The following is a 19,960-nucleotide window of genomic DNA, read 5'->3' as shown; positions in this document are numbered from 1 at the left end:
GGCCAGCACGGCATGGCAGCCTTTTTAGCACAGTCTCCAGATGCAATCTATCGACGGGTTTTTCCTTGACCGAAAACCCGCCCGGCGCCACTCTGGCGGCACTTTTTCAATACCGATCCGGTAGCCAATTTTCGAGGAAAACCCAATGAGCGTTCGCGTCGGGATTGTCATGGACCCTATCGCCAGCATCTCCTATAAAAAGGATAGCTCGCTGGCCATGCTACTGGCCGCGCAGAAGCGTGGCTGGGAACTGTTCTATATGGAACAGCGCGACCTGTATCAGGGCGAAGGTCAGGCACGGGCGCGCATGAAGCCGCTGAAAGTCTTCGCCAACCCGGAAAAATGGTTCGAACTGGACGCCGAGCAGGACAACCTGCTGAGCGATCTCGACGTGATCCTGATGCGCAAGGATCCGCCGTTCGACATGGAGTTCGTTTACTCCACCTACCTGCTCGAACAGGCCGAAACCGCTGGCGTGCTGGTGGTGAACAAACCGCAAAGCCTGCGCGACTGCAATGAAAAACTGTTCGCCACGCTGTTCCCGCAGTGCACGCCGCCGACCATCGTCAGCCGCCGCGCCGACGTGCTGCGTGAATTCGCCGCCAAGCACGGCGACGTGATCCTCAAGCCGCTGGACGGCATGGGTGGCACGTCGATTTTCCGTCATCGCGCTGGCGATCCGAACCTGTCGGTGATTCTGGAAACCCTGACCGCCCTCGGTGGCCAGCAGATCATGGGCCAGGCTTACCTGCCAGCAATCAAGGACGGCGACAAACGCATCCTGATGATCGACGGCGAGCCGGTGGATTACTGCCTGGCGCGGATTCCGGCGCAGGGCGAAACCCGTGGCAACCTGGCTGCCGGTGGCCGGGGTGAAGCGCGTCCGCTGACTGAAAAGGATCGCTGGATCGCGGCTCAAGTCGGCCAGACGTTGCGTGAGAAAGGCCTGCTGTTCGTCGGTCTCGATGTGATTGGCGAAAGCCTGACCGAAATCAACGTCACCAGCCCAACCTGCATCCGTGAAATCGACAATGCCTTTGGCACTGACATCGGCGGCATGCTGATGGACGCGATCGCCAAGAAGCTGCAAGCCGCCGGCAAAAAGCCACAAGCTTGATGCACGTCACATGCAGTCTGTCGCTTGAAGCGTGAAGCCCAAGGCGTGAAACCAACATTGCGTTATCATGCGCAGCCTCTGAAAAACGCGATGTTGGTTTTCTTGTCATGACCCTCCCGTCCGATCTGCCCGCAGAACTCGCCCACCGTGGCGTGCGCCCGGCCGATCGCCTCGGATTTACCCTGTTTCTCGCGGCGCTGATTCATTTGGCGCTGCTGCTCGGCGTCGGCTTCACGATGGTCGAGCCCAAGCAAATCAGCAAAACCCTGGAAATCACCCTCGCCACCTTCAAAAGCGAAAAGAAGCCGGAGAAGGCTGACTTTCTCGCGCAGGAAAATCAGGAAGGCAGCGGCACGCTGGACAAAAAGGCGATCCCGAAGACCACTGAGGTGGCGCCGTTCCAGGACAATCAGGTCAAGAAAGTCACCCCGCCACCGGCCGCCAAGCCGCAAGTGCAGGAGGCTGCGCCCAAGGCTGCGGTGACCACCGTTGCGCCGAAGCCGAAAAAAGCACCGACCAAGAAAGAAGAAAGCAAAACCGAAGTCAAACCGACAGTCGACGCGCCAGAGTTCGACAGCTCGCAGCTGTCCAGCGACATCGCCAGCCTCGAAGCCGAACTGGCCAAGGAACAACAGCTGTACGCCAAGCGCCCGCGCATTCATCGCTTGAGCGCGGCGTCGACCATGCGCGACAAGGGCGCCTGGTACAAAGACGACTGGCGCAAGAAGGTCGAACGCATCGGCAACCTCAATTACCCCGAGGAAGCACGGCGCAAGCAGATCTACGGCAATTTGCGCCTGATGGTTTCGATCAATCGCGACGGCTCGCTGTATGAAGTGCTGGTGCTGGAATCATCCGGCCAGCCGCTGCTGGATCAGGCGGCGCAGCGCATTGTTCGACTGGCGGCACCGTTTGCGCCGTTTACCGGGGACTTGTCGGATATCGATCGTCTGGAAATCATTCGCACCTGGAAATTCGCCCGCGGCGACAAGCTCTCGAGCAATTAAGGGCAAGATCAAAAGATCGCAGCCTTCGGCAGCTCCTACATTGGCCTGCATTCACATGTAGGAGCTGCCGAAGGCTGCGATCTTTTGGCGGCTTCAGCTTGTCAGTTGGCCCCCCGAACGCCACACTAGCGCACATGAAAAACGTCAGCCCCAGCTACCTCAAGCATCACTTCCTGATCGCCATGCCACACATGGCCGACCCGAACTTTGCCCACACCTTGACCTACATCGTCGAGCACACGGCCAATGGCGCTATGGGGATTGTGGTCAACCGGCCGCAAGAGCTGAATCTGGCCGACATTCTTGAGCAACTGCGCCCGGACATCGACCCGCCAGCACTGTGCCAGCACGTACCGATTTTCATCGGCGGCCCGGTACAGACCGATCGCGGTTTTGTTCTGCATCCGGCGGGCAAGACCTTCCAGGCCACCGCACAACTGGACGGTGATCTGGCCCTGTCGACCTCGCAGGATGTGCTGTTCGCCATCGCGGACGGCGTCGGCCCGGCGAAAAGCCTGATTGCCCTCGGTTACGCCGGTTGGGAAGCCGGGCAACTGGAAGCCGAACTGGCCGACAACGCCTGGCTGACCTGCCCGTACGACGCCGACATCCTCTTCAACACCAGCAGCGAACTGCGCCTCGAAGCGGCGGCCAAGCACCTGGGGATCAACCTCAGCCTGCTGACCAGCCAGGCAGGTCACGCCTGATGGCCCTGCGCCTGATTCTCGGCTTCGACTACGGCACCAAACAGATCGGCGTCGCGGTCGGCCAGGTGATTACCGGCCAGGCCCGTGAGCTGTGCACCCTGAAAGCGCAAAACGGCATTCCCGACTGGAATCAGGTGGAAGCGCTGTTCAAGGAATGGAAACCCGACGCCGTGGTCGTCGGCCTGCCGCTGAACATGGATGGTACGCCGAGTGAAATGTGCCTGCGCGCGGAGAAATTCGCCCGCCGCCTCAACGGCCGCTTCAATGTGCCCTTCTATACCCACGACGAACGTCTGACCACCTTCGAGGCCAAAGGCGAGCGACTGGTGCGAGGCGGCCAAAAGGGCAGTTACCGCGACAACCCGGTGGACGCCATCGCCGCCGCTCTGCTGTTGCAGGGCTGGCTCGATGAAAACACTGCATTGTTTGAATCCTGACAAGCGCTTCGGCGCTTTTCTTTTGAGTGAAAAACCGAGTCGTGTCCAAGGACCCGATTCGCCCCCAACAAGGAGCAACCATGAGCCTGCCAAATCCCGCCGATCTGATCAGCCAGATGGCGACCCGCCTCAAGGCGCACCTTGCCCAGCGTGAAATCACCGAACCGCGTTACATCGGCATCCGCACCGGCGGCATCTGGGTCGCGCAGGCCTTGCTCAAGGAATTGGGCAGCGACGCGCCACTGGGCACGCTGGACGTGTCCTTCTACCGTGACGACTTCAGCCAGAACGGTCTGCACCCGCAAGTGCGCCCGTCCGCCCTGCCCTTCGAGATCGAAGGCCAGCATCTGGTGCTGATCGACGACGTACTGATGAGCGGCCGCACCATCCGCGCCGCCATGAACGAATTGTTCGACTACGGCCGCCCGGCCAGCGTGACTCTGGTTTGTCTGCTGGATCTGGACGCTGGCGAGTTGCCGATCCGCCCGAACGTGGTCGGCGCGACTTTGTCGCTGGCCGCTCACGAACGGGTGAAGCTGTCCGGCCCCGAGCCGCTGACGCTCGAACTGCAAGACTTCAACCTTTAATCCGCCCTATTGAGAGTCCCCTTCGCGATGACGCCTCTAGATACCAAGCGCCCGCTGCAGCTCAATGATCAGGGCCAGCTGCGCCACTTCCTCTCGCTCGACGGCCTGCGCCGCGAGTTGCTGACGGAAATCCTCGACACTGCCGACTCGTTCCTCGAAGTCGGTGCCCGGGCGGTGAAGAAAGTCCCGTTGCTGCGCGGCAAGACCGTGTGCAACGTGTTCTTCGAAAACTCCACACGCACCCGCACCACCTTCGAACTGGCGGCCCAGCGGCTGTCGGCGGACGTGATCACCCTGAACGTGTCGACCTCGTCGGCAAGCAAAGGTGAAACCCTGCTCGACACCCTGCGCAACCTTGAAGCCATGGCCGCCGACATGTTCGTCGTACGCCACGGTGATTCCGGCGCCGCGCACTTCATCGCCGAACATGTTTGCCCGCAAGTGGCGATCATCAACGGCGGCGACGGCCGTCACGCCCACCCGACGCAGGGCATGCTCGACATGCTCACCATCCGTCGGCACAAGGGCGGTTTCGAAAACCTCTCGGTGGCCATCGTTGGCGACATCCTGCACTCGCGGGTCGCGCGCTCGAACATGCTCGCGCTGAAAACCCTCGGTTGCCCGGACATCCGCGTGATCGCGCCGAAAACCCTGCTGCCGATCGGCATCGAGCAATACGGCGTGAAGGTTTACACCGACATGACCGAAGGCCTGAAAGACGTCGACGTGGTGATCATGCTGCGCCTGCAGCGTGAACGCATGACCGGCGGCCTGTTGCCGAGCGAAGGCGAGTTCTACCGCCTGTTCGGCCTGACCACCGCGCGTCTGGCCGGGGCCAAACCCGATTGCATCGTCATGCACCCTGGGCCGATCAACCGGGGGGTGGAGATCGAGTCCGCAGTGGCCGACGGCCCGCACTCGGTGATCCTCAATCAGGTCACCTACGGCATCGCGATTCGTATGGCTGTGCTGTCCATGGCCATGAGCGGACAAACCGCGCAGCGTCAATTCGAGCAGGAGAACGCCCAGTGAAGCTCAGCATTCTCGGCGCACGCGTCATCGATCCAAGCAGCGGCCTGGATCAAGTCACCGACATTCACGTTGAAGCCTGCAAGATCGTCGCCCTCGGCGCGGCCCCGGCGGGTTTCACGGCCGTAGAAACCATTGATGCCCAAGGCCTTGTTGCCGCTCCGGGCCTCGTCGATCTGAACGTTGCCCTGCGCGAGCCGGGCTACAGCCGCAAAGGCTCGATCATCAGCGAAACCCGCGCGGCAGCGGCCGGCGGTGTGACCAGCCTGTGCTGCCCACCGAAGACCAAACCGGTGCTCGACACTTCCGCCGTGGCCGAACTGATCCTCGACCGCGCACGCGAAGCCGGCAACACCAAGGTGTTCCCGATCGGCGCGCTGAGCAAAGGTCTGGACGGCGAGCAACTGGCTGAGCTGGTTGCGTTGCGCGACGCTGGTTGCGTGGCGTTCGGCAATGGTCTGGAGAGTTTCCGCAATACCCGCACGCTGTGCCGGGCGCTGGAATATGCGGCGACGTTTGATCTGACGGTGATTTTCAACTCGCAGGATCATGACCTGGCCGAGGGCGGTCTCGCCCACGAAGGCGCGGTGGCCAGCTTCCTCGGTCTGCCGGGGATTCCGGAAACTGCTGAAACTGTGGCTTTGGCTCGCGACCTGCTACTGGTCGAGCAGACTGGCGTGCGTGCGCACTTCAGCCAGTTGACCAGCGCTCGCGGCGTGGCTCTGATCGCGCAGGCTCAGGCCCGCGGCCTGAAGGTGACGGCGGATGTCGCGCTGTATCAGCTGATTCTGACCGACGAAGCATTGATCGACTTCAGCAGCCTGTACCACGTGCAACCGCCGCTGCGCACTCGTGCGGATCGCGATGGTCTGCGTGAGGCAGTGAAATCCGGCGTGGTCTCGGCGATTTCCAGCCATCACCAGCCGCACGAACGCGACGCCAAACTGGCGCCATTCGGCGCGACCGAGCCGGGCATCAGCAGTGTTGAGTTGCTGCTGCCGCTGGCGATGACGCTGGTTGAGGATGGGTTGCTGGATCTGCCTACCTTGCTGGCGCGTTTGAGCGCAGGCCCGGCTGAAGCGCTACGTCTGCCGGCTGGCAAACTGGCGGTGGGTGGGGCGGCAGATATCGTGCTGTTCGATCCGCAGGCTTCGACGGTGGCCGGTGAAGGCTGGTTGTCGAAGGGTGAGAACTGCCCGTTCATTGGGCACACTTTGCCGGGTGTGGTTCGCTACACCTTGGTGGATGGGCGGATCAGTCACCAGGCTTGATACCGGGTTGCCCCCAACCGCTGGCAAGCCAGCTCCCACAAGGTCTTGCGCTATCTTTGGGTTAGCGCAAAAACCTGTGGGAGCTGGCTTGCCAGCGATGGCTTACTGGAAGGCGCCTCTGCCTTCGGCGTTGCGTACGGACACCTGATCATTCAGCGTCCAGAAGTCATACAGCACCCCCAGAAAGAACAACCCGCCCGTCAGCAGATAGATCAGCCCACTGATCCATTTGCCCTGATACATCCGGTGCACACCCAATGCTCCGAGGAACGTCAGCAGAATCCACGCTACGTTGTACTCGATCGGCCCGGCGGTAAAACGCAGATCCGCCTCGCGATCCATCGCCGGGATCAAGAACAGGTCGATCAGCCAGCCAATGCCCAGCAAACCAAGGGTGAAAAACCAGATCGTCCCGGTCACCGGCTTGCCGTAATAGAAGCGGTGAGCACCGGTAAAACCGAAAATCCACAACAGATAACCGATGATTTTGCTGTGCGTATCTTGCTGCTGAACAAATTGTTGATAGGGGTTCATGAAGACCTCGATTCACACGATAGATAAATATTCTTGAATTCTTTGTGACTTTTTTACAGGTAGCCGACGTACGGCAAATGTTACCGTTGCTACCGTCAAAGCCTTATAGCACCTGACTTCTGTCCGACAATTGCGTCCATTTTCCGATTATTTGGTTCCGTTGGCCGCCAACTGAATCGACCAACGGACTCGGAATGAAAAAAAACTCTGTTATAAAGTTGCGCGCTATCACTGAAGAGCCACGCCTAATGCGACCATTTTTCAAGACATGGCTAACCATCTGCCTATTAATGCCACTGGCCGCCCACGCCACCAATCGTGAGCAACGTCTTCCTAACGTTAACGGCTTCACCCCTAAATCCCATGCTTCGGCTCCTTCGAGCAAAAGCAGCAAAAGCAAAACCACCACGCTGAGCAGCAAGAGCCACAGCAAGCTGGTGCCACCGATGGCGAGCAAGGAAAGCAGCAATGTGCTGAGCCGTGCGGTGAACGTCCTCGGTACCCCTTATCGTTGGGGCGGCAGCAGCCCAAGTAAAGGCTTCGATTGCAGCGGCCTGGTGAAATACGCGTTCAACGACGCCACCTTCGACCTGCCACGCACCTCTAACGCCATGGCCAGCGGTCACGGCGAGAAAGTCGAGCGCAAGGATCTGAAGCCGGGCGACCTGATTTTCTTCAACATCAAGAGCCGCCGGGTCAACCACGTTGCCATCTACCTGGGCAACGACCGCTTTATCCACGCCCCGCGTCGTGGCAAAGCGGTGAGCATCGATACGCTGAACAAGCCGTACTGGCAGCAGCATTACGTAGTGGCCAAGCGTGTGTTGCCGAAAGAACAGCAGCAGATGCGCGTGGTTCAGCGCTAAGTCTTCGAAGCAAGATCAAAAGATCGCAGCCTTCGGCAGCTCCTACATCAGGATCAGCGTTTCCCTGTAGGAGCTGCCGAAGGCTGCGATCTTTAGCTTCTGGTCTCAGAAATTATCCGGCGTGCGCGCCTTCTCCCGCGCATGCTCGCGACTGATCAAGCCCTTGGTCACCAGATCCTTCAGGCACATGTCCAGTGTCTGCATCCCCAACGACCCACCGGTCTGAATCGCCGAATACATCTGCGCGACCTTGTCCTCACGAATCAGGTTACGGATCGCCGACGTGCCCAGCATGATCTCGTGCGCCGCCACCCGTCCGCCGCCGATCTTCTTGATCAACGTCTGCGAGACCACCGCCAGCAACGACTCGGACAGCATCGAACGCACCATCGACTTCTCGTCACCCGGGAACACATCCACGACACGGTCGATGGTTTTCGCTGCGGATGTGGTGTGCAGCGTGCCGAACACCAGATGCCCGGTTTCGGCTGCGGTCAACGCCAGGCGAATGGTTTCCAGATCACGCATCTCGCCGACCAGTATCACATCCGGGTCTTCGCGCAGCGCTGAACGCAAAGCCGTAGCGAAACTGCGGGTATCACGGTGAACTTCACGCTGATTGATCAGGCATTTGCGCGATTCGTGAACAAACTCGATCGGATCTTCGATGGTGAGGATATGGTGATGACGGTGAGTGTTGAGGTAATCGATCATCGCCGCCAGCGTGGTCGATTTGCCCGAACCGGTCGGCCCGGTGACCAACACCAGCCCGCGCGGCGCATCGGTGATCTTGCGGAAGACATCGCCCATGGCGAGGTCTTCCATGCTCAGCACTTTCGACGGAATCGTACGGAATACGGCGCCGGCGCCACGGTTCTGGTTGAAGGCGTTAACCCGGAAACGCGCGACACCCGGCACTTCGAAGGAAAAGTCGGTTTCCAGATGTTTCTCGAAGTCGACGCGCTGGGTGTCGTCCATGATGTCGTAGATCAGTTCGTGCACTTGCTTGTGATCCAGCGCCGGCAGATTGATCCGCCGCACATCGCCATCGACGCGGATCATCGGCGGCAGACCGGCCGACAGGTGCAGGTCGGAAGCGCCCTGTTTGGCGCTGAAGGCCAGCAATTCAGTGATATCCATAGCGCTCCTCAATTCCAGTAGAATGCCGCGAACCTTCAGACCGCCGGCGCCTCTTGATGTCCACGATAGCAGACAACATTTTCCACGTTGGTTCGCGCATCCAGACCGCGACCCAAGCCGCACACCGTCCTGAAAACAGCGTCCAGTTGCTCGCCGTGAGCAAAACCAAACCCGCCGAAGCGCTGCGCGAGGCGTATGCCGCCGGCCTGCGCGACTTTGGCGAGAACTACCTGCAGGAAGCCCTGGGCAAACAGCTCGAACTGGCCGACCTGCCCTTGATCTGGCACTTCATCGGCCCCATTCAATCGAACAAGACTCGGGCGATTGCCGAGCATTTCGATTGGGTGCATTCCGTGGATCGCCTGAAAATCGCTCAACGTCTGTCCGAACAGCGCCCGGCCGAGCTGCCGCCGCTGAACATCTGCATTCAGGTCAACGTCAGCGGTGAAGCCAGTAAATCCGGCTGCACCCCGGCTGATCTGCCGGCATTGGCCGAGGCCATCAACGCATTACCGCGCCTGAAATTGCGTGGCCTGATGGCGATTCCCGAGCCGACCGAAGATCGCGCCGAGCAAGACGCGGCCTTCGCCGCTGTACAGAAATTGCAGGCCAGCCTCGATCTGCCGCTCGACACACTGTCCATGGGCATGAGCCACGACCTCGAGTCGGCCATTGCCCAAGGCGCCACTTGGGTGCGTATCGGTACCGCCCTGTTTGGCGCCCGTGATTATTCCCAGTCTTGAACCATTCCAGATAAGGACCACACATGAGCAACACACGTATTGCGTTTATCGGTGCGGGCAACATGGCGGCCAGTCTGATTGGCGGCCTGCGCGCCAAGGGTCTGGAAGCCGGACAGATCCGCGCCAGCGACCCGGGTGAAGAAACCCGCGCCAAGGTCAGTGCCGAACACGGCATCGAAACTTTCGCCGACAATGCTCAGGCCATCGACGGCGTCGATGTGATCGTGCTGGCGGTCAAGCCGCAGGCTATGAAAGCCGTGTGCGAAGCCATTCGCCCAAGCCTGAAACCCAATCAATTGGTGGTGTCGATTGCTGCCGGTATCACCTGTGCCAGCATGACCGCGTGGCTCGGCGAGCAGCCGATCGTGCGCTGCATGCCCAATACCCCGGCGCTGCTGCGCCAGGGCGTCAGCGGCTTGTACGCGACCAGCGAAGTGACTGCCGAGCAGCGTCAGCAAGCCGAAGAGCTGCTGTCCGCCGTCGGCATCGCCCTGTGGCTGAATGAAGAACAGCAACTGGACGCCGTCACCGCCGTGTCCGGTTCCGGCCCTGCCTACTTCTTCCTGCTGATCGAAGCCATGACTGCCGCCGGCGTCAAACTCGGCCTGCCGAAAGACGTCGCAGAACAACTGACCCTGCAAACGGCGCTGGGCGCAGCGCACATGGCGGTTTCCAGCGATGTCGACGCCGCCGAACTGCGCCGTCGCGTGACCTCGCCAAACGGCACCACGGAAGCTGCAATCAAATCATTCCAGGCCAATGGCTTTGAAGCCCTGGTCGAAACCGCACTCGGCGCCGCCGCGCACCGCTCGGCCGAAATGGCCGAACAACTGGGCAAATAAGGAGCCTTACATGATTGGATTGAACACCGCAGCGGTTTACGTGCTGCAAACCCTCGGCAGTCTGTACCTGCTGATCGTGCTGCTGCGCTTCGTGCTGCAACTGGTACGGGCGAACTTCTACAACCCGCTGTGCCAGTTCATCGTCAAAGCGACCCAGCCACTGCTCAAACCACTGCGCCGGATTATCCCGAGCCTGTTCGGTCTGGACATGTCGTCGCTGGTGCTGGCGATTCTGGTGCAACTGGCGCTGATGGCGCTGACCCTGCTGCTGACTTACGGCACCACCGGCAACCCGCTGCAACTGTTTATCTGGTCGCTGATCGGCGTGACCGCGCTGTTCCTGAAGATCTTCTTCTTCGCCCTGATCATCAGCGTGATCCTCTCGTGGGTCGCGCCGGGCAGCCACAATCCGGGTGCTGAACTGGTCAACCAGATCTGCGAGCCGGCGCTGGCGCCGTTCCGCCGCTTCCTGCCGAATCTTGGCGGTCTGGACCTGTCGCCAATCTTCGCCTTCCTCGCGTTGAAGCTGATCGACATGCTGGTGATCAACAATCTGGCGGCGATGACGATGATGCCGGAAATCCTGCGCTTGCTGATGTGAGCTGGTTCCGTTGGGACGGTGACGACTTGATCCTCGAGTGTCACCTGCAACCGGCAGCCCGTAGCGATGACTTCGCCGGGCTGCATGGGGATCGCTTGAAGATTCGCCTGACTGCGCCGCCGGTCGAGGGCAAGGCCAATGCTTATCTGATGGGTTTTCTGGCCAAGGCGTTTGGCGTTTCGAAGAGCCAGGTCAGTTTGCTCAGTGGTGAGTTGAACCGGCAAAAGCGGGTGAAGATCTGCTCGCCGAAGAAGTTGCCGGATTTGCCTGGGTTGGTTGGGCGCTTGTCTTGAGTTTTGCAGCGCCTGCGCCCCTCACCCCAGCCCTCCCCCCCTGGAGAGGGAGCCGATCCAGGGTGTTTTCGGAACCTGAGTTCAGCCCGGATAGATCAGGTCGGCGTAGCTCAAAAGAACACCTCGGTCGGTCCCCTCTACCTCTGGGAGAGGGCTAGGGTGAGGGCCGCTTGCCGCTAACCCCCCCGGTCTTTAGACTTACGCCTCATTTCAACGAGAGCAGGGTCGATGCCAACTGCCTTTCCCCCCGATTCTGTTGGTCTGGTGACGCCGCAAACCGCGCACTTCAGCGATCCGCTGGCGCTGGCCTGTGGCCGCTCGCTGGCCGCCTATGACCTGATCTACGAAACCTACGGCACGCTGAACGCGCAAGCGAGCAACGCCGTGCTGATTTGCCACGCCTTGTCTGGCCATCATCACGCCGCCGGCTACCACAGCGTCGACGACCGCAAACCCGGTTGGTGGGACAGTTGCATCGGCCCCGGCAAACCGATCGACACCAACAAGTTCTTCGTGGTCAGCCTGAACAACCTTGGCGGCTGCAACGGCTCCACCGGCCCGAGCAGCATCAACCCGGAGACCGGCAAACCATTTGGTGCCGATTTCCCGGTACTCACCGTGGAAGACTGGGTGCACAGCCAGGCGCGTCTCGCTGATCTGCTCGGCATCGGCCAGTGGGCAGCCGTGATCGGCGGCAGCCTCGGCGGCATGCAGGCGCTGCAATGGACCATCACTTACCCGGATCGCGTGCGCCACTGCCTGGCCATCGCCTCGGCACCGAAGCTGTCGGCGCAGAACATTGCCTTCAACGAAGTCGCGCGTCAGGCGATCCTCACGGATCCGGAGTTCCACGGCGGTTCGTTCCAGGAAGCGGGTGTGATCCCCAAGCGCGGGCTAATGCTAGCGCGCATGGTCGGGCACATCACTTATCTGTCCGACGATTCCATGGGCGAGAAATTCGGCCGTGGCCTCAAGAGCGAGAAGCTCAACTACGACTTCCACAGCGTCGAGTTTCAGGTCGAAAGCTACCTGCGTTATCAGGGCGAAGAGTTCTCCGGACGCTTCGACGCCAACACCTATCTGTTGATGACCAAGGCACTGGATTACTTCGATCCGGCGGCGAACTTCGACGATAACCTGGCGAAAACCTTCGAGAACGCCACAGCCAAGTTCTGCGTGATGTCGTTCACCACCGACTGGCGCTTCTCCCCTGCCCGTTCGCGGGAACTGGTGGATGCGCTGATGGCGGCACGCAAAGACGTCAGTTATCTGGAAATCGACGCACCGCAGGGCCACGACGCCTTCCTGATTCCGATCCCGCGCTACTTGCAGGCGTTCGGCAATTACATGAACCGCATCACGTTGTGAGAAAGCCATGAGAGCTGATCTGGAAATCATCCAGGAATGGATCCCCGCCGGCAGCCGCGTCCTCGACCTCGGTTGCGGTGACGGCGAGCTGCTGACCTGGCTGCGCGACAACAAGAACGTCACCGGTTATGGCCTGGAAAACGACGCTGACAACATTGCCCAGTGCGTGGCCAAAGGCGTCAACGTTATCGAGCAGGATCTGGACAAGGGGCTGGGCAACTTTGCCAGCAACAGTTTCGACATCGTCGTCATGACCCAGGCCCTGCAAGCCGTGCACTACCCGGACAAGATCCTCGACGAAATGCTCCGGGTCGGTCGCCAATGCATCATCACCTTCCCGAATTTTGGTCACTGGCGCTGCCGCTGGTACCTGGCGAGCAAGGGGCGCATGCCGGTCTCCGAGTTTTTGCCGTACACCTGGTACAACACACCGAACATTCACTTCTGCACCTTCGAAGACTTTGAAGAACTTTGCCGCGAACGTGATGCGAAGGTCATTGATCGGCTTGCCGTGGATCAACAGCACCGTCACGGGTGGGCCAGTAAGCTATGGCCTAATCTGTTAGGTGAGATCGGTATCTACCGCGTCAGCAGCCCGCAGCTTGCAGACCACAAAGTCGCGGTCTGAATCCCGTCATTTCGAGGAGCACGATCATGGGTCGTTTAGCGTTGTTGTTATTGACTGCCTGCCTGAGCGCCAGCGCCCTGGCGGCCGACGTCATCAAGGGCGAACGCAAGGAAACCTTCGGCGACGTCACGGTGCACTACAACACTTTCAACTCGACGTTTCTGACGCCGGACATCGCCAAGGCTGCGGAACTGGTGCGCAGCAAGAATCAGGGCGTGATCAATGTCTCGGTGATCAAGGACGGCAAACCGCTGGTCGCCAACGTCACCGGCACGGTCAAAGACCTGACCAGCCAGAGCGTGCCGCTGAATTTCCGCCAGATCACCGAACAGGGCGCGATCTACTACATCGCCCAGTATCCGGTTGAGCAGCAGGAAACCCGCACCTTTGAGATCAAGGTGCAGAACGGCGACAAGATCAACACCATCAATTTCAACCAAGAACTCTTTCCCGGCGAATGATGAACATCAAGCAGCTCGTACTGGCCAGCCATAACACCGGCAAACTCAAAGAACTCCAGGCCATGCTCGGCGAATCGGTGCAACTGCGCTCGATTGGCGAGTGGAGCAAGGTCGAGCCGGAAGAAACCGGTCTGTCGTTCGTCGAGAACGCGATCCTCAAGGCACGCAACGCCGCACGTATTTCCGGGCTGCCGGCGCTGGCCGACGACTCAGGGCTGGCGGTGGATTTCCTTGGCGGTGCACCGGGCATCTATTCGGCGCGCTATGCCGATGGCAAGGGCGATGCGGCGAACAACGCCAAACTGCTCGATGCGCTGAAGGACGTGCCGCAAGCCGAGCGCGGCGCGCAGTTCGTTTGCGTACTGGCGCTGGTACGTCACGCCGATGATCCGTTGCCGATCCTCTGCGAAGGCTTGTGGCACGGGCGCATCCTCACCGCTGCCAGCGGCGAACACGGTTTCGGTTATGACCCGCTGTTCTGGGTGCCGGAGCGTGACGTCTCCAGCGCCGAATTGAGCCCGGCCGACAAGAACCAGATCAGCCACCGCGCCCGTGCAATGGATCTGCTGCGCCAGCGTCTGGGCTTGAAATGACCGGTGATTCTTCCGCGTCGTCGCTGATTGTCGGCGGCGCCGCCTCTTCGCCTCGGGCGCCGCTGCCGACGCTGCCGCCCCTGGCGCTGTACATCCACATCCCGTGGTGTGTGCGCAAATGTCCGTATTGCGACTTCAACTCGCACACCGCCAGCCCGGTGTTGCCGGAGCAGGAATACGTCGACGCCTTGCTGGCCGATCTCGATCAGGATCTGCACGCCGTGTACGGGCGTGAAATCAGTTCGATCTTTTTCGGTGGCGGCACGCCGAGCCTGTTCAGCGCCGAAGCCCTCGGGCGACTGCTGGAAGGCGTCGAGCAGCGCATTCCATTTGCTCATGACATCGAAATCACTCTGGAAGCCAATCCCGGCACCTTCGAGCAAGAGAAGTTCGTCGCGTACCGCAAGCTGGGGATCAATCGCCTGTCGATTGGCATCCAGAGTTTCCAGCAGGAAAAGCTCAAGGCGCTGGGCCGGATTCACAACGGTGACGAAGCGGTGCGTGCTGCCGGCATGGCGCGTCAGGCCGGGTTCGATAACTTCAACCTCGACTTGATGCACGGCTTGCCGGATCAGTCGCTAGACGATGCCTTGAGCGATTTGCGCCAGGCTATCGAACTGAATCCGACGCACATCTCCTGGTATCAACTGACATTGGAACCGAACACCGTGTTCTGGAACCAGCCGCCGGTGCTGCCGGAGGACGACACGCTGTGGGACATTCAGGAAGCCGGGCAGGCGCTTTTGGCCGAGCACGGTTACGCGCAGTACGAAGTCTCGGCTTATGCCCAGGCCGGTCGGCCAGCGCGGCATAACCTCAATTACTGGAGCTTCGGCGACTTCATCGGCATCGGCGCGGGTGCGCACGGCAAGTTGAGTCATCCCGACGGACGCATCGTGCGTACCTGGAAGACCCGTCTGCCGAAGGACTATCTCAACCCGGCAAAAAGCTTCCAGGCTGGCGAAAAAGCCCTGACCAATGACGAGATGCCGTTCGAGTTTCTGATGAACGCTTTGCGCCTGACCGCTGGCGTCGAATCGCGCCTGTATCCGGAGCGCACCGGGCTGTCGCTGGAAAGCCTCGCCGAAGGCCGGGCCGCGGCAGAACAAAGCGGTCTGTTGCAGGTCGAACCGTCACGTCTGGCGGCCACCGAGCGCGGACAACTGTTTCTCAACGACTTGCTGCAACAATTTCTGAACTGAGCCCAGCCCTCAACTTCTGTCCTAAGGGAAAACGCATGGATTTGATACTCGACCTGCTCGCCACCGTCTCCCGCTGGAGCCGCAGCAACCTCTCGGAAATCGCCCTGGCGCTGGTCGGCTGCCTGCTGGTGCTGTTCGGCGCCGACTTCAAAGGCTGGGTCGAGCAACGCCTGGGCAGCATCGCCGGCGCCCTGCGAGTACCGCTGATGGCGCTGCTGTGCGTGATCGGCAGCGGTGCAGCGCTGATTTACGCCACGCCGTGGGTTATCAAGGGTTTGAGCCAGTTCAACAACTACAGCCTGGCGCCAGTGCTGCTGGTAGTCCTTGTCCTCATCGGCGTAGTCGCCGACCGCCGCTGATCTTTCGGCCGCTTTTGATCGTTCCCATGCTCCGCGTGGGAACGATCATTGCGTGATGCTTAGGCGAGTTTTTCGAACTTCAGGTCCCAGACGCCATGGCCAAGACGTTCGCCGCGGCGTTCGAACTTGGTGATCGGGCGTTCGGCCGGGCGCGGTACGCATTTGCCGTCTTCGGCGAGGTTGCGATAACCCGGGGCGACGTTCATCACTTCCAGCATGTATTCGGCGTACGGCTCCCAGTCGGTGGCCATGTGCAGAATGCCGCCAACCTTCAACTTGCTGCGCACCAGTTCAGCGAACGAGGCCTGAACGATACGACGCTTGTGGTGACGGCTCTTGTGCCACGGATCCGGGAAGAACAGCATCAGGCGGTCGAGGCTATTGTCGGCGATGCAGCGGTTGAGCACCTCGATCGCGTCGCAATCGTAGACGCGCAGGTTGGTCAGACCCTGGGTCAGCACGCCATTGAGCAGCGCGCCAACACCCGGACGGTGCACTTCAACACCGATGAAATCCTGCTCCGGCGCCGCCGCGGCCATTTCCAGCAGCGAGTGGCCCATGCCGAAACCGATCTCCAGCGAGCGCGGTGCCGAACGGCCGAACACTTGATCGTAATCCACCGGCGCGTCCGCCAACGGCAGCACGTACAGCGGCGCGCCCTGATCCAGACCGCGTTGCTGGCCTTCGGTCATGCGCCCGGCGCGCATCACGAAACTCTTGATGCGGCGGTGTTGGCGCTCGTCGCCTTCTTCCGTCTGGATAGGCGTGTCGTTCGATTCAGTCATCAATGGCTCTTACTTGATCAGACCATCCAGCGGCGAAGAGGCGCTGGCATAGAGTTTTTTCGGCATACGGCCAGCGAGGTAGGCCAGACGGCCTGCAACGATGGCGTGTTTCATGGCTTCAGCCATCATCACCGGTTGCTGGGCGTGGGCGATGGCCGAGTTCATCAGCACCGCATCGCAACCCAGTTCCATGGCGATGGTCGCGTCGGAGGCAGTACCGACACCGGCATCGACCAACACAGGAATCTTGGCTTCTTCGAGGATGATCTGCAGGTTGTACGGGTTGCAGATCCCCAGACCGGAACCGATCAGACCGGCCAGCGGCATGACCGCGATGCAGCCGATTTCTGCCAGTTGACGGGCGATGATCGGGTCATCGCTGGTGTACACCATCACGTCGAAACCTTCCTTGACCAGCGTTTCCGCGGCCTTGAGGGTTTCGATCACGTTAGGAAACAGGGTTTTCTGGTCAGCCAGTACTTCCAGCTTCACCAGGTTGTGACCATCGAGCAGCTCACGGGCCAGGCGGCAGGTGCGCACAGCTTCGATGGCGTCGTAGCAGCCCGCAGTGTTCGGCAGGAAGGTGTAGCGCTCCGGCGATAGCACGTCGAGCAGGTTCGGCTCGCCTTCGATCTGGCCCAGGTTAGTGCGGCGTACGGCGAAGGTGACGATCTCGGCACCCGAGGCTTCGATGGCCTGACGGGTTTCTTCCATGTCACGGTACTTGCCGGTACCGACCAGCAAACGCGACTGGTAAGTACGACCGGCCAGAACAAAAGGCTTGTCGCTACGAACGATGCTCATGGGGAATCCTCTTTAAGGGTGAGGGTCTTGCAGAATTCTGTGCCCTCGCGGGGCGGGCGATCAGCCGCCGCCGATGGCGTGCACCACTTCGACGTTGTCACCGTCATTGAGCGTGGTGTCGGCATGCTGGCTGCGCGGGACGATATCCAGATTGAGTTCGACTGCCACCCGGCGTCCGGTCAGTTCCAGACGGGTGATCAGGGCCGCAACAGTCTCGCCGTCGGGCAGTTCAAGGGATTCACCGTTCAACTGAATGCGCATGCGCAACGCCGCCATCATTTTTAGGGGCAGGCATTCTAGCCCGATCATGACCTAAAGGTCAGCACCAAGCGTCAAGCGGTTGGTTGCAGGCGCCAGGCGGCGAGGCCCAGGCAAACCCAACCGGCCAGAAATGCCAGACCGCCGAACGGAGTGATGATGCCGAGTTTGCTGATACCGGTGATGGTCAGCACGTACAGGCTACCGGAGAACAGCAGAATGCCCACGGTGAACGACACGCCGGCCCAAGCGACCAGCCGCCCCTGAATCTGCGTGGCCAACAGCGCCACTCCGAACAGTGCCAGGGTGTGCACCAGTTGATAAGTGACGCCGGTGTGGAAAATAGACAGATATTCAGGCGTCAGTCGGCTTTTCAGGCCATGGGCGGCGAATGCGCCCAACGCAACACCGGTGAAACCGAAAAAAGCGGCCAGCATCAAAAAGCCACGCAGCATTGGGAACTCCAGTCAGACGCGATCGGCAGGGTCTGTATAATGGCCCGCTCCACCGGTTCGGCCAAGCCATCTCTATGCTGCGTACTATTTTCCGTCGTCTCACGAAGGCCCTGCTCTGGTTCGCCGGTGGCAGCGTCTTGCTGGTGCTGGTGTTTCGCTTCGTGCCGCCGCCGGGAACGGCGTTGATGGTCGAGCGCAAGGTCGAATCCTGGGTCGACGGTGAGCCGATTGACCTGCAGCGCACATGGAAGCCGTGGGACGAGATCTCCGACGATCTCAAAGTGGCGGTCATGGCCGGTGAGGATCAGAAGTTTCCCGAGCATTGGGGTTTTGACTTCAGTGCGATCCAGGCCGCACTGGCGCACAACGAACTCGGCGGCTCGATTCGCGGCGCCAGCACCTTGAGCCAGCAAGTGTCGAAGAACCTGTTTCTGTGGGCCGGCCGCAGCTATCTGCGTAAAGGCCTGGAGGCCTGGTTTACCGCGCTGATCGAGGTGTTCTGGCCCAAGCAGCGGATTCTTGAGGTGTACCTGAACAGCGTCGAGTGGGATGACGGGGTGTTTGGCGCCGAAGCTGCGGCCCGCCATCACTTTGGCGTGAGCGCGAAGTCGTTGTCGCGGCAGCAGGCTAGTTATCTGGCAGCTGTACTGCCCAATCCGCGTGTCTGGAGTGCAAGTCATCCGACCGCTTATGTGTCGCGCCGGGCCGGGTGGATTCGGCAGCAGATGAGTCAGTTGGGTGGGGATAGTTATCTGTTGGGGCTCAACGATTCGCGCCGCGCACCGTGGTCTCGATAGCCAGTCAAGATTCTTCCAAACCCTAAAGATCCCTGTGGGAGCGGGCTTGCCCGCGATAGCGGTAGTTCAGCCACCATCTACATGACTGACCCGACGCCATCGCTGGCAAGCCAGCTCCCACAGGGATTGATGCTGCCCTGATATATGCGCATAAAAAAACGCCCCGATCATCGCTGATCGGGGCGTTTTTTATTGCCTGCTCGCCGGTTATGCGGCGATCGACAACTTGAGCTTGTTCATCGCGCTCTTCTCGAGCTGACGGATCCGCTCGGCCGACACGTTGTACTTCTGCGCCAGGTCGTGCAGCGTGGCTTTCTCTTCTGCCAGCCAGCGCTGGTAGAGGATGTCACGGCTGCGTTCGTCCAGCACTTCCAGCGCTTCGTGCAGGTTGCTGTTGGAGTTGTCGCTCCAGTCGGCATCTTCCAGTTGACGCGCCGGGTCGTACCGGTGGTCTTCCAGATAGTTGGCCGGCGACTGGAAAGCACTGTCGTCGTCCGCTTCCGCGGCCGGGTCGAAGGCCATGTCATGGCCGGTCAGGCGACTTTCCATCTCGCGCACTTCCCGCGGTTCAACGCCGAGGCTTTCCGCCACACGGTGGACTTCCTCGTTGTTCAGCCACGCCAGACGTTTCTTCTGGCTGCGCAGGTTGAAGAACAGCTTGCGCTGGGCCTTGGTGGTCGCGACTTTCACAATGCGCCAGTTGCGCAGGATGAACTCGTGAATTTCCGCCTTGATCCAGTGCACGGCGAACGACACCAGACGCACACCCATTTCCGGGTTGAAGCGCTTTACGGCCTTCATCAGGCCAACGTTACCTTCCTGGATCAGGTCAGCCTGAGCCAGACCGTAGCCGGAGTAGCTACGGGCGATATGTACGACAAAACGCAGGTGGGCGAGCACCATCTGCCGAGCCGCCCCCAAATCCTGCTCATAGTAGAGACTCTCGGCCAGTTCACGCTCCTGCTCCGGCGTCAGCAATGGAATGCTGTTGACGGTGTGCACGTAAGCTTCCAGGTTCGCACCCGGAACCAACGCATACGCAGGTTGCAAAGAATTGGTCATACGAAAAAACCTCC

The 19,960-nt window shown here is 60.4% G+C and carries 26 protein-coding genes; 19 read left to right on the top strand and 7 right to left on the bottom strand.

Annotated features, from left to right (window positions below):
* The first annotated feature begins 145 nt into the window (after positions 1-145).
* The 7 genes from gshB (at position 146) to ACM6IN_RS18095 (ending at position 6,155) form a co-directional block, all read left to right on the top strand.
* Positions 146-1,117 carry a glutathione synthase gene (gene gshB / locus ACM6IN_RS18125; protein ID WP_414916464.1) on the top strand — a complete coding sequence of 324 codons (972 nt, stop codon included), beginning with the start codon at positions 146-148 and terminating at the stop codon, positions 1,115-1,117.
* A 107-nt stretch (positions 1,118-1,224) separates the two neighbouring features.
* Positions 1,225-2,124 (top strand): energy transducer TonB, encoded by a 900-nt coding sequence (locus ACM6IN_RS18120; RefSeq protein WP_007913669.1) that lies wholly within the window; start codon positions 1,225-1,227, stop codon positions 2,122-2,124.
* Between the two features lie 134 nt (positions 2,125-2,258).
* Positions 2,259-2,831, top strand: coding sequence for a YqgE/AlgH family protein (locus ACM6IN_RS18115; RefSeq protein WP_007913668.1), 573 nt, complete (start codon positions 2,259-2,261; stop codon positions 2,829-2,831).
* Positions 2,831-3,268, top strand: coding sequence for a Holliday junction resolvase RuvX (ruvX, locus tag ACM6IN_RS18110; protein WP_007913667.1), 438 nt, complete (start codon positions 2,831-2,833; stop codon positions 3,266-3,268). The genes ACM6IN_RS18115 and ruvX overlap by 1 nt, the downstream gene beginning before the upstream one ends.
* 80 nt (positions 3,269-3,348) lie before the next feature.
* Positions 3,349-3,855 (top strand): bifunctional pyr operon transcriptional regulator/uracil phosphoribosyltransferase PyrR, encoded by a 507-nt coding sequence (pyrR, locus tag ACM6IN_RS18105; RefSeq protein WP_034153653.1) that lies wholly within the window; start codon positions 3,349-3,351, stop codon positions 3,853-3,855.
* Positions 3,856-3,882: 27 nt separating this feature from the next.
* Complete coding sequence (locus ACM6IN_RS18100; RefSeq protein WP_007913665.1) at positions 3,883-4,887, top strand: aspartate carbamoyltransferase catalytic subunit; 1,005 nt, start codon at positions 3,883-3,885, stop codon at positions 4,885-4,887.
* Entirely contained in the window at positions 4,884-6,155 is a 1,272-nt protein-coding gene (locus tag ACM6IN_RS18095) for a dihydroorotase (RefSeq protein ID WP_007913658.1), read from the top strand. Before ACM6IN_RS18100 ends, ACM6IN_RS18095 begins: the two co-directional genes overlap by 4 nt.
* A 102-nt stretch (positions 6,156-6,257) precedes the next feature.
* On the opposite strand, the gene ACM6IN_RS18090 is transcribed toward ACM6IN_RS18095, so the two are convergent.
* On the bottom strand, positions 6,258-6,689 hold the full coding sequence (locus ACM6IN_RS18090; protein ID WP_110718026.1) for an NINE protein: 432 nt from the start codon (positions 6,687-6,689) through the stop codon (positions 6,258-6,260).
* A 248-nt stretch (positions 6,690-6,937) separates the two neighbouring features.
* Here ACM6IN_RS18090 and ACM6IN_RS18085 point away from each other — a divergent pair, with 248 nt between their 5' ends.
* Entirely contained in the window at positions 6,938-7,555 is a 618-nt protein-coding gene (locus ACM6IN_RS18085; protein WP_007913648.1) for a C40 family peptidase, read from the top strand.
* Between the two features lie 105 nt (positions 7,556-7,660).
* Here ACM6IN_RS18085 and ACM6IN_RS18080 read toward each other — a convergent pair whose 3' ends face one another.
* Positions 7,661-8,695 carry a type IV pilus twitching motility protein PilT gene (locus ACM6IN_RS18080; RefSeq protein ID WP_414916463.1) on the bottom strand — a complete coding sequence of 345 codons (1,035 nt, stop codon included), beginning with the start codon at positions 8,693-8,695 and terminating at the stop codon, positions 7,661-7,663.
* A gap of 56 nt (positions 8,696-8,751) precedes the next feature.
* Here ACM6IN_RS18080 and ACM6IN_RS18075 point away from each other — a divergent pair, with 56 nt between their 5' ends.
* From ACM6IN_RS18075 to ACM6IN_RS18030, 10 genes are all read left to right on the top strand, one after another.
* Positions 8,752-9,438, top strand: a complete 687-nt coding sequence (locus tag ACM6IN_RS18075) for a YggS family pyridoxal phosphate-dependent enzyme (RefSeq protein ID WP_007913645.1) — start codon at positions 8,752-8,754, stop codon at positions 9,436-9,438.
* Between the two features lie 23 nt (positions 9,439-9,461).
* Complete coding sequence (gene proC, locus ACM6IN_RS18070; protein ID WP_007913644.1) at positions 9,462-10,280, top strand: pyrroline-5-carboxylate reductase; 819 nt, start codon at positions 9,462-9,464, stop codon at positions 10,278-10,280.
* Between the two features lie 10 nt (positions 10,281-10,290).
* Positions 10,291-10,881 (top strand): YggT family protein, encoded by a 591-nt coding sequence (locus tag ACM6IN_RS18065; RefSeq protein ID WP_007913643.1) that lies wholly within the window; start codon positions 10,291-10,293, stop codon positions 10,879-10,881.
* The gene (locus ACM6IN_RS18060) at positions 10,878-11,174 is read left to right on the top strand and encodes a DUF167 domain-containing protein (RefSeq protein ID WP_007913642.1); all 297 of its coding nucleotides are present in this window, start codon (positions 10,878-10,880) and stop codon (positions 11,172-11,174) included. The genes ACM6IN_RS18065 and ACM6IN_RS18060 overlap by 4 nt, the downstream gene beginning before the upstream one ends.
* Positions 11,175-11,402: 228 nt before the next feature.
* Positions 11,403-12,542, top strand: a complete 1,140-nt coding sequence (metX, locus tag ACM6IN_RS18055; protein ID WP_093429832.1) for a homoserine O-succinyltransferase MetX — start codon at positions 11,403-11,405, stop codon at positions 12,540-12,542.
* A 7-nt stretch (positions 12,543-12,549) separates the two neighbouring features.
* Positions 12,550-13,170 carry a methionine biosynthesis protein MetW gene (gene metW / locus ACM6IN_RS18050; protein WP_007913638.1) on the top strand — a complete coding sequence of 207 codons (621 nt, stop codon included), beginning with the start codon at positions 12,550-12,552 and terminating at the stop codon, positions 13,168-13,170.
* A gap of 26 nt (positions 13,171-13,196) precedes the next feature.
* Positions 13,197-13,631 (top strand): DUF4426 domain-containing protein, encoded by a 435-nt coding sequence (locus ACM6IN_RS18045; protein WP_414916462.1) that lies wholly within the window; start codon positions 13,197-13,199, stop codon positions 13,629-13,631.
* On the top strand, positions 13,628-14,224 hold the full coding sequence (rdgB, locus tag ACM6IN_RS18040) for an RdgB/HAM1 family non-canonical purine NTP pyrophosphatase (RefSeq protein WP_414916461.1): 597 nt from the start codon (positions 13,628-13,630) through the stop codon (positions 14,222-14,224). The genes ACM6IN_RS18045 and rdgB overlap by 4 nt, the downstream gene beginning before the upstream one ends.
* The gene (hemW, locus tag ACM6IN_RS18035; RefSeq protein WP_414916460.1) at positions 14,221-15,426 is read left to right on the top strand and encodes a radical SAM family heme chaperone HemW; all 1,206 of its coding nucleotides are present in this window, start codon (positions 14,221-14,223) and stop codon (positions 15,424-15,426) included. Before rdgB ends, hemW begins: the two co-directional genes overlap by 4 nt.
* Positions 15,427-15,461: 35 nt before the next feature.
* A complete protein-coding gene (locus ACM6IN_RS18030) occupies positions 15,462-15,785 on the top strand; it encodes a DUF3392 domain-containing protein (RefSeq protein ID WP_007913629.1) in 324 nt (107 codons plus the stop codon).
* 59 nt (positions 15,786-15,844) lie between these two features.
* Here the strand turns inward: ACM6IN_RS18030 and trmB are convergent, their stop codons facing one another.
* The 4 genes from trmB to ACM6IN_RS18010 all read right to left on the bottom strand — a co-directional run bounded on the left by trmB (position 15,845) and on the right by ACM6IN_RS18010 (position 18,087).
* The gene (gene trmB / locus ACM6IN_RS18025; protein ID WP_007913622.1) at positions 15,845-16,570 is read right to left on the bottom strand and encodes a tRNA (guanosine(46)-N7)-methyltransferase TrmB; all 726 of its coding nucleotides are present in this window, start codon (positions 16,568-16,570) and stop codon (positions 15,845-15,847) included.
* 9 nt (positions 16,571-16,579) lie between these two features.
* Complete coding sequence (locus ACM6IN_RS18020; protein WP_007913621.1) at positions 16,580-17,374, bottom strand: thiazole synthase; 795 nt, start codon at positions 17,372-17,374, stop codon at positions 16,580-16,582.
* Between the two features lie 60 nt (positions 17,375-17,434).
* A complete protein-coding gene (gene thiS / locus ACM6IN_RS18015; RefSeq protein ID WP_122604433.1) occupies positions 17,435-17,635 on the bottom strand; it encodes a sulfur carrier protein ThiS in 201 nt (66 codons plus the stop codon).
* A 71-nt stretch (positions 17,636-17,706) separates the two neighbouring features.
* A complete protein-coding gene (locus tag ACM6IN_RS18010; protein WP_007950170.1) occupies positions 17,707-18,087 on the bottom strand; it encodes a DUF423 domain-containing protein in 381 nt (126 codons plus the stop codon).
* 74 nt (positions 18,088-18,161) lie between these two features.
* On the opposite strand from ACM6IN_RS18010, the gene mtgA reads away from it, so the two are divergent.
* Entirely contained in the window at positions 18,162-18,884 is a 723-nt protein-coding gene (gene mtgA / locus ACM6IN_RS18005; protein ID WP_007913618.1) for a monofunctional biosynthetic peptidoglycan transglycosylase, read from the top strand.
* Between the two features lie 207 nt (positions 18,885-19,091).
* On the opposite strand, the gene rpoH is transcribed toward mtgA, so the two are convergent.
* Entirely contained in the window at positions 19,092-19,946 is an 855-nt protein-coding gene (gene rpoH / locus ACM6IN_RS18000) for an RNA polymerase sigma factor RpoH (RefSeq protein WP_007913617.1), read from the bottom strand.
* Between the last annotated feature and the right edge of the window lie 14 nt (positions 19,947-19,960).

This window comes from Pseudomonas sp. IT-P395, assembly GCF_949767675.1.
Classification (GTDB): Bacteria; Pseudomonadota; Gammaproteobacteria; order Pseudomonadales; family Pseudomonadaceae; genus Aquipseudomonas.
This window is presented reverse-complemented; position numbering and strand designations above follow the sequence as displayed.

Bases quoted from the DNA above. Each gene is read 5' to 3' on its own strand.
- ruvX (WP_007913667.1), top strand. From the start codon at position 2,831: ATGGCCCTGCGCCTGATTCTCGGCTTCGACTACGGCACCAAACAGATC.
- mtgA (WP_007913618.1), top strand. From the start codon at position 18,162: ATGCTGCGTACTATTTTCCGTCGTCTCACGAAGGCCCTGCTCTGGTTC.
- gshB (WP_414916464.1), top strand. From the start codon at position 146: ATGAGCGTTCGCGTCGGGATTGTCATGGACCCTATCGCCAGCATCTCC.
- trmB (WP_007913622.1), bottom strand. From the start codon at position 16,570: ATGACTGAATCGAACGACACGCCTATCCAGACGGAAGAAGGCGACGAG.
- ACM6IN_RS18080 (WP_414916463.1), bottom strand. From the start codon at position 8,695: ATGGATATCACTGAATTGCTGGCCTTCAGCGCCAAACAGGGCGCTTCC.
- ACM6IN_RS18030 (WP_007913629.1), top strand. From the start codon at position 15,462: ATGGATTTGATACTCGACCTGCTCGCCACCGTCTCCCGCTGGAGCCGC.
- rpoH (WP_007913617.1), bottom strand. From the start codon at position 19,946: ATGACCAATTCTTTGCAACCTGCGTATGCGTTGGTTCCGGGTGCGAAC.
- ACM6IN_RS18020 (WP_007913621.1), bottom strand. From the start codon at position 17,374: ATGAGCATCGTTCGTAGCGACAAGCCTTTTGTTCTGGCCGGTCGTACT.
- ACM6IN_RS18090 (WP_110718026.1), bottom strand. From the start codon at position 6,689: ATGAACCCCTATCAACAATTTGTTCAGCAGCAAGATACGCACAGCAAA.
- metW (WP_007913638.1), top strand. From the start codon at position 12,550: ATGAGAGCTGATCTGGAAATCATCCAGGAATGGATCCCCGCCGGCAGC.
- ACM6IN_RS18045 (WP_414916462.1), top strand. From the start codon at position 13,197: ATGGGTCGTTTAGCGTTGTTGTTATTGACTGCCTGCCTGAGCGCCAGC.
- ACM6IN_RS18085 (WP_007913648.1), top strand. From the start codon at position 6,938: ATGCGACCATTTTTCAAGACATGGCTAACCATCTGCCTATTAATGCCA.
- hemW (WP_414916460.1), top strand. From the start codon at position 14,221: ATGACCGGTGATTCTTCCGCGTCGTCGCTGATTGTCGGCGGCGCCGCC.
- ACM6IN_RS18075 (WP_007913645.1), top strand. From the start codon at position 8,752: ATGTCCACGATAGCAGACAACATTTTCCACGTTGGTTCGCGCATCCAG.
- ACM6IN_RS18100 (WP_007913665.1), top strand. From the start codon at position 3,883: ATGACGCCTCTAGATACCAAGCGCCCGCTGCAGCTCAATGATCAGGGC.
- thiS (WP_122604433.1), bottom strand. From the start codon at position 17,635: ATGCGCATTCAGTTGAACGGTGAATCCCTTGAACTGCCCGACGGCGAG.
- rdgB (WP_414916461.1), top strand. From the start codon at position 13,628: ATGATGAACATCAAGCAGCTCGTACTGGCCAGCCATAACACCGGCAAA.
- metX (WP_093429832.1), top strand. From the start codon at position 11,403: ATGCCAACTGCCTTTCCCCCCGATTCTGTTGGTCTGGTGACGCCGCAA.
- pyrR (WP_034153653.1), top strand. From the start codon at position 3,349: ATGAGCCTGCCAAATCCCGCCGATCTGATCAGCCAGATGGCGACCCGC.
- ACM6IN_RS18010 (WP_007950170.1), bottom strand. From the start codon at position 18,087: ATGCTGCGTGGCTTTTTGATGCTGGCCGCTTTTTTCGGTTTCACCGGT.
- proC (WP_007913644.1), top strand. From the start codon at position 9,462: ATGAGCAACACACGTATTGCGTTTATCGGTGCGGGCAACATGGCGGCC.
- ACM6IN_RS18115 (WP_007913668.1), top strand. From the start codon at position 2,259: ATGAAAAACGTCAGCCCCAGCTACCTCAAGCATCACTTCCTGATCGCC.
- ACM6IN_RS18120 (WP_007913669.1), top strand. From the start codon at position 1,225: ATGACCCTCCCGTCCGATCTGCCCGCAGAACTCGCCCACCGTGGCGTG.
- ACM6IN_RS18065 (WP_007913643.1), top strand. From the start codon at position 10,291: ATGATTGGATTGAACACCGCAGCGGTTTACGTGCTGCAAACCCTCGGC.